The 8,719-nt window shown below is 59.5% G+C and carries 9 protein-coding genes and 1 pseudogene; 5 read left to right on the top strand and 5 right to left on the bottom strand.

Going from position 1 to position 8,719, the window contains the following annotated elements; translation table 11 throughout:
* The 5 genes and pseudogenes from AC1D35_RS33655 to AC1D35_RS33635 form a co-directional block, all read left to right on the top strand.
* A pseudogene (locus AC1D35_RS33655) lies at window positions 1-373 on the top strand (putrescine-ornithine antiporter); the annotation flags it as partial.
* A 17-nt stretch (window positions 374-390) separates the two neighbouring features.
* The gene (locus tag AC1D35_RS33650) at window positions 391-1,314 is read left to right on the top strand and encodes an amino acid ABC transporter substrate-binding protein (protein WP_477942194.1); all 924 of its coding nucleotides are present in this window, start codon (window positions 391-393) and stop codon (window positions 1,312-1,314) included.
* Window positions 1,315-1,482: 168 nt separating this feature from the next.
* On the top strand, window positions 1,483-2,541 hold the full coding sequence (gene cax, locus AC1D35_RS33645; protein ID WP_477942197.1) for a calcium/proton exchanger: 1,059 nt from the start codon (window positions 1,483-1,485) through the stop codon (window positions 2,539-2,541).
* A 22-nt stretch (window positions 2,542-2,563) separates the two neighbouring features.
* Window positions 2,564-2,908: a potassium channel family protein gene (locus AC1D35_RS33640; protein ID WP_477853610.1), complete on the top strand. Its 345-nt coding sequence runs from the start codon at window positions 2,564-2,566 to the stop codon at window positions 2,906-2,908.
* 163 nt (window positions 2,909-3,071) lie between these two features.
* Window positions 3,072-3,308, top strand: a complete 237-nt coding sequence (locus AC1D35_RS33635; protein WP_477853400.1) for a hypothetical protein — start codon at window positions 3,072-3,074, stop codon at window positions 3,306-3,308.
* Here the strand turns inward: AC1D35_RS33635 and AC1D35_RS33630 are convergent.
* From AC1D35_RS33630 to AC1D35_RS33610, 5 genes are read right to left on the bottom strand one after another with little or no spacing between them, the layout of a single operon-like run.
* Entirely contained in the window at window positions 3,290-4,441 is a 1,152-nt protein-coding gene (locus AC1D35_RS33630; protein WP_477853398.1) for an AI-2E family transporter, read from the bottom strand. The genes AC1D35_RS33635 and AC1D35_RS33630 overlap by 19 nt on opposite strands.
* Before the next feature lie 37 nt (window positions 4,442-4,478).
* Window positions 4,479-5,321, bottom strand: a complete 843-nt coding sequence (gene ppk2 / locus AC1D35_RS33625; protein ID WP_113307624.1) for a polyphosphate kinase 2 — start codon at window positions 5,319-5,321, stop codon at window positions 4,479-4,481.
* 21 nt (window positions 5,322-5,342) lie between these two features.
* The gene (locus AC1D35_RS33620) at window positions 5,343-7,058 is read right to left on the bottom strand and encodes a SulP family inorganic anion transporter (protein ID WP_477853396.1); all 1,716 of its coding nucleotides are present in this window, start codon (window positions 7,056-7,058) and stop codon (window positions 5,343-5,345) included.
* Window positions 7,059-7,111: 53 nt separating this feature from the next.
* The gene (locus AC1D35_RS33615) at window positions 7,112-8,269 is read right to left on the bottom strand and encodes an HlyD family secretion protein (protein WP_113296457.1); all 1,158 of its coding nucleotides are present in this window, start codon (window positions 8,267-8,269) and stop codon (window positions 7,112-7,114) included.
* Window positions 8,269-8,610: a DUF3302 domain-containing protein gene (locus AC1D35_RS33610; protein ID WP_113307627.1), complete on the bottom strand. Its 342-nt coding sequence runs from the start codon at window positions 8,608-8,610 to the stop codon at window positions 8,269-8,271. Before AC1D35_RS33610 ends, AC1D35_RS33615 begins: the two co-directional genes overlap by 1 nt.
* Between the last annotated feature and the right edge of the window lie 109 nt (window positions 8,611-8,719).

Here is an 8,719-nt window from a genome sequence, read left to right as displayed (position 1 = left end):
GGGTGCGCCTGTCAGGGGCATGATCATTCTGGGCATCGTACAGACCTGCCTTGCCTTGATGACCATATCGCCGACGCTGAGCGAACAGTTCTCTGCACTGGTCAATCTCGCGGTGGTCACGAACGTACTGCCTTATATCATCGCGCTGTCTGCCCTGTTCGTCATGATGAAGGCAGCCCGCGTGCCCCCAGCGAAATACCGGCTGAATGCCACGATCGCTCTTATCGGCATGGCCTACAGCGTCTTCGCCATCTACGCCTCCGGCAAGGATGCGGTGCTCGGCGGCATGATCGTCACAGGGATAGGTTTCATCATTTACGGCCTGATCGCCCCGCGTTTCGCCAGCGGCGTGAACCGGGTTCCGGCTGAGTAACAGAGGGAGGACCAGACATGTCAGGAAAAAATGATCACTGGGCGGTTATCGCCGTCTCTGTCCTCGCCGCGACGGCAACGTCGGCTCTCAGCACGCYCGCGGTGGCTCAAACACTCGACCGCGTCAGGACAAACAGTGCGCTGAAGCTTGGCTACGAGCCGGATGCGAGGCCCTTTTCCTTCGCCGAGCAGGGCAAGCCGAACGGCTACGCGGTTGCAATCTGCAACAAGATCGCCGATAGCCTGCGGGCGCAGCTGAATCTGCCGAAGCTCGACGTGGAATGGGTCCCTCTTTCCGGTGACGAGAAAGCGCAGGCCATACAGGCCGGCGCTGCGGATCTTGTCTGCGGGGCAGAGCCGGTAACGCTGACGCGCCGACAACAAGTGTCGTTCTCTATTCCGATCTTCCCGAGCGGCACCGGCGCGCTCCTCAGCGCCAGCGCTCCGCTGGCGCTGCGGGAAGTGCTGCAATATGGCGAACCATCAAACCGCCCCGTCTGGCGTGGTTCACCGGCCCGAACGATCCTGGAACACAAGACATTCTCATCAATCGCCGGTACGACGAGCGAGGGTTGGCTCTCCGACAGGATCAAGACTTTCCAGCTCGCAGCGACCGCAACGCCCGTCAACAACTATCAGCAGGGGATCGAGCGTGTCCTGGACGGCAGTTCGGCAGTCCTCTTCGGCGACATGCCGATCCTTATGGATGCTGCCGCCCGCAGCGACAATTCCGGCAGTCTCATTGTCCTGCAGCGGCATTTCACTTACGAGCCGCTCGGCCTTGAGCTGGCGCGCGGAGATGAGGACTTCCGCCTTGCTGTCGATCGCGCGCTGAGCCAGGCCTATGCCGCGCAGGATTTCCGGACATTCTTCACCACCTGGTTCGGACCGCCGGACGAAGCGACCGTGACATTCTTCCGGCAGACGGCGCTGCCGGAATAGCACTGCGCATTGCGGCCGATCATCGACCGTCGAAGAAAACGGCGTGCTCCGGAGCAGGTCCTTCCGACCCGCACCCCGCCTGCATACCGATGTGACGAACATGGATTCTGGCAACCGGACGGAGTGACGGGGGTGATCCTCCTTTGGAAAGAAATTCGTGACAACCCGATGCTGTGGCTGCTCGTCGCGGTACCGGTGGTCTTCATTGCTGCGCAAGTCGCACCCGAGGCTCATACTCTGCTCTTCATCCTGTCGGTGCTTGCCGTCATACCGCTGGCCGGTCTCCTCAGCCATGCGACCGAATCCGTGGCGGCAAAAACGGGTGACGCCGCCGGCGGGTTGCTCAATGCCACGCTGGGAAATCTGACCGAACTGGTTATCGCACTGACTGCCCTGCGTGCCGGACAATATACTTTGGTAAAATCATCCATTGCCGGTGCGATCGTCACGAACACGTTGTTCATGCTGGGCGCGTCGTTTTTGCTCGGCGGCCYCAAACATCACAGTCAGGAGTTCAACCGAGCCAATGCGCGCCTTCAGGCGGGCCTGCTCTTCCTCGCCACGATCGGCCTGCTGATGCCGTCAGCTGTTGCTTCGATGGATTCGGCTTCGGCGACTGCCATCATCCACAAACTCAGCTTCGGGCTCGCGATCTTGCTCATCATCGGATACGGGCTGGGATTGCTGTTCACGCTTAAAACACATCGCGAATTCTTTGCTGCAGCCGAGCACGCACAGGCGGAGGAACCGCCGTGGCCGATCGGGATGGCGCTGGCCACGCTGGCCGGTGTCACGATCCTGGTCGCCCTGGTCAGCGAGATCTTCGTCGAGTCCGTGCAGGAGGCCGCCAAGGTGTTCGGTATGACGCCTGCCTTTGTCGGTTTCATCGTCGTTGCATTGGTCGGAGGTGCAGCCGAAATGGCTTCGGCCTTTTCCGGTGCACGCAAGAACCGTCTCGATTTGAGTGTGGGCATTGCGCTCGGAAGCGCCTCGCAGATCGCTCTGTTCGTCGCACCCGTGCTGATCCTGTTGAGCTATCTGATTGGTCCGACACCGATGGATCTGCAGTTTGCGCCCGGCGTCGTGGTGATGGTTTTCCTGGCGACCATCACGGCGATGTTCGTCACCAATAGCGGACGCTCGGCCTGGTTCGTCGGCGTGTTGGTGCTGATGGTCTACATGATTTTCGCGATGACGCTGTATGTTTTGCCCGATCAGACACTATGAGGCGGATCTGCGGGCGCAAAACATGCCAATGAAACCTGGCCATGAATTGACCCATCGGCAAATGCGGCGTCTCTTCTTCGTCGCCTTGGTAAGGCAGCTTCGCGTGATCTGGCCAATCGTGTCCGGGGTGGTCCTGGTGATGATCGGATGCGGGCTTGCAATCTGGCGCATCGAAGATTGGCGCCTCGACGAAGCTCTCTATTTCACGTTCGTCACGGGCCTGACCATCGGCTACGGCGACTTTACCCCCAAACATATTTCGGCGCGGATATTGTCATTGGTAATCGGCTTTGCCGGAATTGTGCTGACCGGCATTGTCGCTGCCGTTACTGTAAAAGCTTTGAATGCCGACGATTGGAAGCCTTAATTCCGAGTTCGGCTACGCTCCCGCTCTCTGGACCGCGCAATCTGTCGCGATGTGATCCAACGGAACCGTTCTTACGAATAATTTTGGGCAACCAATCGGGAACGAGCGGCGTTCCCCTGAGTTCGTACGATTTGCGGGGTGCGCAGATATACGGAGCTACTTGATGAGCCGAGAACGTGGACGACGGAAATTGATGCTCCGACTTCCCGATATCCGTCATCGTCTCGTGGGCATGACCGGCGAGACGCTTGGCGAAATCTTCGAGGCCTATGATCTGGCCGTCGATGCGCTGGACCGTTTTCGAAACGGGTACCCGCGAGAAGACAAGCTGATCACCGAATATGAGCAGCTCTGCCTTGAAATAGAGCAGGAGGTTACCGTCTACTGCGCCGACCGCTGAACCTTTCCGTCCAAGCCGACGGCAGGCCCATGTTCATACCCGCTCGCTGTCGCCGCTGGCCAGGCCCAGGCTCGCAACAATTCATAGAATACACTGAGGACCACCGGCCCCAGGAATAGGCCGAGAAGTCCATGCGAGAGCGTACCGCCGATAACCCCGATCAGGATGACGGGCATCGGGGTCGAGAGACCGCGCGCCATCAATACGGGCTTCAGGACATTGTCGACCACCGTGATCGGTACCGCGAGACAGGTAAAGACAAGAGCGACGGCAGACGGCCAGGAGAACCACGCCCAGATGATCATTGGCAGGAGCACCAGCCCCGGGCCGAGCTGCATCAAGCAGAGCATGAAGACCGCGAAGGTCAGTGCACCGCGTGCGGGAATGTCGAAGAAGGCAAAGCACAAACCGCAAAGCAGCGTCTGCAGGAAGGCGACGCCGATGACACCCCGCGAGACATTTCGCACCGTACTCCCGGCAAGCCGGGCAAAACCCACACCCTTTTCGCCGCCGATCCGATTTGCCAGAAGCTGTACTGTTGCCGCAAGTCGCGTCGCCCGTGTGAGAAACAGGCCGGAAAGCAGGATCGAGGCGACGAAGCTCAAGACGCCGCCGCCGACCGAGGCGAGCTTTGCGACGACAACGCCCATCACTTCGCGGATGGGTGCCTGAAATTTGATGATCGTGGACGCCAGGTCGCCGGCAATCTGGTTCCAGGTGTCATGGATACGCTCACCGATGACCGGCCATTCCTTGATGGCTGCCGGCGCTGCAGGCAAGATAAAGTCTTCCGTCCGCAGCTTGCCGATCAACGCCTGAACGGCATCAGCAAAATTGACCGCGACGAGGGCGAGCGGCGCGATAATCAGCACGAGGCAACTGACGACGATGACGAAAGCCGAAATCACCGGCCGGTTGCCGATCAGCCGCGAGAGCGCGTCGAACATCGGAAACAGTGCCACCGCAAGAATGGCCGACCAGATGACGATCAGCGCGAAGGGAGCGATCAGTTCCAGGGTCCAATAGGCAAAAAGCCCGATAATGCCCAACCGGACGAGATCGCTGACCCGCGCTTCTACTGAAATCTGCCCCGCACTGCTCCCTTGCGGGGTCGTATCGCTTACCTGCTCCATGGCTGTATCCATTCCGGCGCGCCCGGCGGACCCATCGTCACGATGTCGTATCAGGCACCACATGCCGGATCGCATGATCCTCGACATAGGCCGATGGGCGCTTCTGCCGCTTTCCGAGATCCGGCGCGTCGAACTTCAGGCGCTCATAGGGGATCGATTGCAGGATGTGCGAGATGCAGTTGATGCGCGCACGCTTCTTGTCGTCCGAAGGCACGATCCACCAGGGCGCGTGATTGCTGTCGGTCATCCGCAGCATTTCGTCATAGGCGCGCGTATAGTCCCACCAGCGCTGATAGGATTCGACATCCATGGGGCTGAGCTTCCATTGCCGCAACGGGTCGTCGATCCGGCGCTTGAAGCGGCGCTCTTGCTCTTCTTCGCTGACCGTGAGGAAATATTTGAGCAGAATGACGCCGCTTTCGACGATTGCGGCCTCGAAACGCGGGGCGAGTTCAAGGAAGCGCTGTGCCTTCTTCTCGCTGCAGAAGCCCATGACCCGATCGACGCCTGCACGATTATACCAGCTGCGATCGAAGATAACGACTTCGCCGGCGGCAGGCAGATAGGCAATGTAGCGCTGCATGTAGATCTGCGATTTCTCGCGGTCGGTCGGGGCGGGCAGGGCGATTACGCGAAAGACGCGGGGACTCACCCTTTCCGTGATGCGCTTGATCATTCCACCCTTGCCGGCGGCATCACGCCCCTCGAAGACGATGACCACCCGCGCGCCGGATTTCTTGACCCAGGCCTGCAGATGGGCCAGTTCCACCTGCAGGCGGCCGATCTCTTTTTCGTAATCCCATGACTTTTTCTTCTTTTTATCCTTGCCGCTGCGGGGTGCTTCACCATCCGCTAGCTTCGGCTCGTAATTCTCGTCCATGGCTTTCCCTCCTCCTGTCATTTAAGGGGCATTATGCGCCGTCGCGGCGTTGCCGATCTGGTCGATATCGCCAATCAGCGTCCGCAGGGCTTCTTCTCTGCCATTGAAAATATTGTCGGCTCCGACGGTCTTGATGACCCCGGCCCGTTCGAGAATGACGCGGCTTTCATCACTGAGATCGGCGAAAGCAAAGACGATATTCCGCTTCACGAGAATTTCGGCCACGGCCTCGAGCGCGGTCGCGCCTGTGCTATCGATTTGCGTGATGGCGCTGGCATCGAGCACCAGGCATTTGGTATTTGCGGGAAGCTCCTTGGCGACCGATGTCAGCCGGATGCGCACGTAGTCGGCGTTGTAGAACAGGATGCTGCCCTGGACGGCGAAGACGGCGGCACCGGGGACAGGACGAGCCTCGGGGTAGCGCTGGAGATCGAAGAAGCCATGCCGGCCTTCGATACGACCAAGCAGGCCATCGCGCGGAAACATGGTTTGACGCAGGAGGTAGACGAAGGTTGCGACAATAGCGACAATGACGCCATTGAGGACGCCGAAGCTGATCGCTCCCCACATGGCGATGAGCGCAAAGACAAACTCCATACGGCTGATGCGCCAGATCTTCCTGAGCTCGGGAATATCGATCAGGCTGATGGCAGCCATTGCAAGGATCGCGGCTAGCGCGGGAATGGGAAGGATGCGCAACGCACCATGGAGGAAAACCAGCACGGCGATCAGGGCGGCCGCGGAAACCAGTCCTGAGACCTGCGAAACGCCGCCCGTCGAAAGATTTATCGCGGTTCGAGAATCCGATACGCTGACCGGAAACGAACCGAAAAATCCGGGCGCTATATTGGCTGCGCCAAGGCCGATCAACTCCTGATTGGCGTCGACCTCGTCACCGGTTCGCGACGCGAAGCTGCGCGCCGCGACAATGCCGGAACCGAAGCTGACAAGAAAGATCGCAACCGAACCGGTGACGACCTTGTCAAGAGGCATTTCATGGATAGGGGGCAGGGAGAAACTCGGAAGTCCGCGCGGTATGTCCCCGACGACGGCGATGCCTTGGCCGCGAAAGTCGAAAATAGCAGAAAGAAGGACCGAGATGATGACGACCAGGATAGGACCTGGAATTCTGAACGGGAAAAAGCGGACGATCCACAGCAGCGCGAACATGGCGAACCCGAGGATGAGCGAGGGCCAATGGATCAGTCCGCTTTTGGCAAGCATTTCGGCGAGCGGCTGGATCAATCCATCGGATTCAATCTTCACTCCCGTGAAACGGCCGATCTGTCCGACAAGGATAGAAAGCGAAACGCCGGCAAAGAACCCGACCAGAATGGGCCGGGAAAGAAAGCTCGCGAGAACGCCAAGTCTCAGTAATTTGGCGGCGAGATAGCAGACGCCGACGCCAAGGGCGAGGGCCGCCGCGATCGCCACCCGGTCGCCGCTGCCCGTGGGATCGGCGGCGATGATCGTGCCCATTGCAGCCGCCAGCACCGACATCGACGCCGCGTCAGGTCCGACGATCAGCAGCCGGGACGGCCCAAAAATCGCATAGGCGATGGGCGCGACGATGCTGGCATAGATACCGGTCTCCGGCGGCAGACCGGCGATCGCAGGATAGGCAATGGCGCTCGGCAGGCCGACGGCGGCGATCGACAGCCCGGCCGGGATATCGCTGCGGAGCCAATCCCTCTTGAAACCGGTCAAGCCTCGCAACATCGGAAGACTGCCTATCACCGCGCACTCCTATTGCTTCGTCATTGTTCCCTGCATCTCTCCCGGCGCCGCGCTCAGTGCTCCAGGAACACGTAATTCATCCAGCTGCTCATCCGCAGAAGAACCTTGCGCAGGACGGCGACGTGGTGCCAATAATGCGTATAGACGGCGACCTCCGCGACTACGCCGCCGGGCAGCTGGTATTGGTCGGTAGCTTCGAGCAACTCGATGCGTGCCAGTGTCTGTCCGGGAGAGAGCCGCTCGGGCGATTGCGGGTCGATCAACGCGCCGCCGGGCTGTAACTGGCCCTGCGCCATCACGTCGATGACTTCCTGAACCCGTGCCTTGAAGATCTTGCCGGGGACGGCCTTGAAGGCCACCTCCGCCTCGTCGCCGACACGTACGCGCTGCAACGAGTTCTGGATGAAAGCTGCCGCCAGCATGCGATCCTGGCTGTCGATGAAGACCATGACAGGCCTGAGCGGCAGAGGATTGGCCATCATTCCGGGACGAAGGAAGACCTGGGTCACATAGCCATCTGTGGGAGCGCGAACGGTTGTCTGGTCGAGTTCGTATTTGGCGTTATTCAGCTCGGCCTGTAGCCTTGCGACTGTCGGGTTCGTGCCGTTGATCTCGGATTCATAAGCGAGTTTTGCCTGCAATGCCTGCGCACGTGCCGTATCCACTGCTGCCTCTGCGGTCAGATAAATGCCGCGGCGGTTCTCGACCTCAAGCTCGGAATAGACGGCGCTTTTGCCGCTCGACTTTGAATTCTCGTTGGACTGCTGGAATTTTTGAAAGGCCTGCAGTGACCGGTCTCTCGAGGCCTCAGCCCCCGTGACAGCGGAATTGGCGGCATCAAGCGCCGCTTTCAATTGCAGGACGGACTGTTCGGCTTCGGCAAGTGCTGCTTGCTTCTGATCGACCGTGAACTGATAGGGCCGCGGATCTATGCGAAAGAGAACGTCACCCTTCTTCAATGGCGTATTGGCTGCGACAGGCACTTCGACGACCTGACCTCCTACCGTGGGGATAACGGGAGCCGAGGTGAAATAGATTCGCCCATCGCTGGAATAGGGATGATTGTAACTCATCAGAAGCAGGAGGGTGGAGATGAGGAATATCCCGCCAAGCACTGCTGTTGCGAGCGTCCATTGATTGACCGGAATTCTGAATATCTTGAAGATCACCCAGCAAATCGCGGCATAAGTGAGTATCAGGAGTAGGTCCATCAGGCGTCCTCCTTCTCCGGCTTGCGTGCCTCAAGCTCGGCAATCCGCGAATGGAGACGGGCGATTTCTGCATCCGCTTCCGTCTCCGCCGATAATTTTCCGTCACTACGGATGCCCCAGCCACGATCCTCGCGGTAGAGCGTTGCCCAGATGAACAGGAACGGCCAGATGGCGTGCAACGTGAAGAGGCTGACCCATCCAGCAACGTGAATGGCATCCTGATGAGGATGATTGCGCGCCTTGGCGATCAGATGAGGAATGTCGTGGATCGCGATCACCGCATAAAACAGCGTGACCACGACGAAGACCAGCACGCCCAAGGCAAAATAGTCAAGAAACACGGCCGCTCCCTTCCGGCTGGTCTTGCCGAGCCGTTCGATCGCTATCGACGCGGGATATTAGGCCCGTTTTGGCGCTGAGGCCCGTAGCATCGCGTAACCTCTATCGGGG

The sequence above is a fragment of the Rhizobium sp. P1_E6 genome, assembly GCF_056405875.1.
Note: the sequence above shows the minus strand (reverse complement) of the source record. Positions and strands in the feature narration are given on the sequence as shown.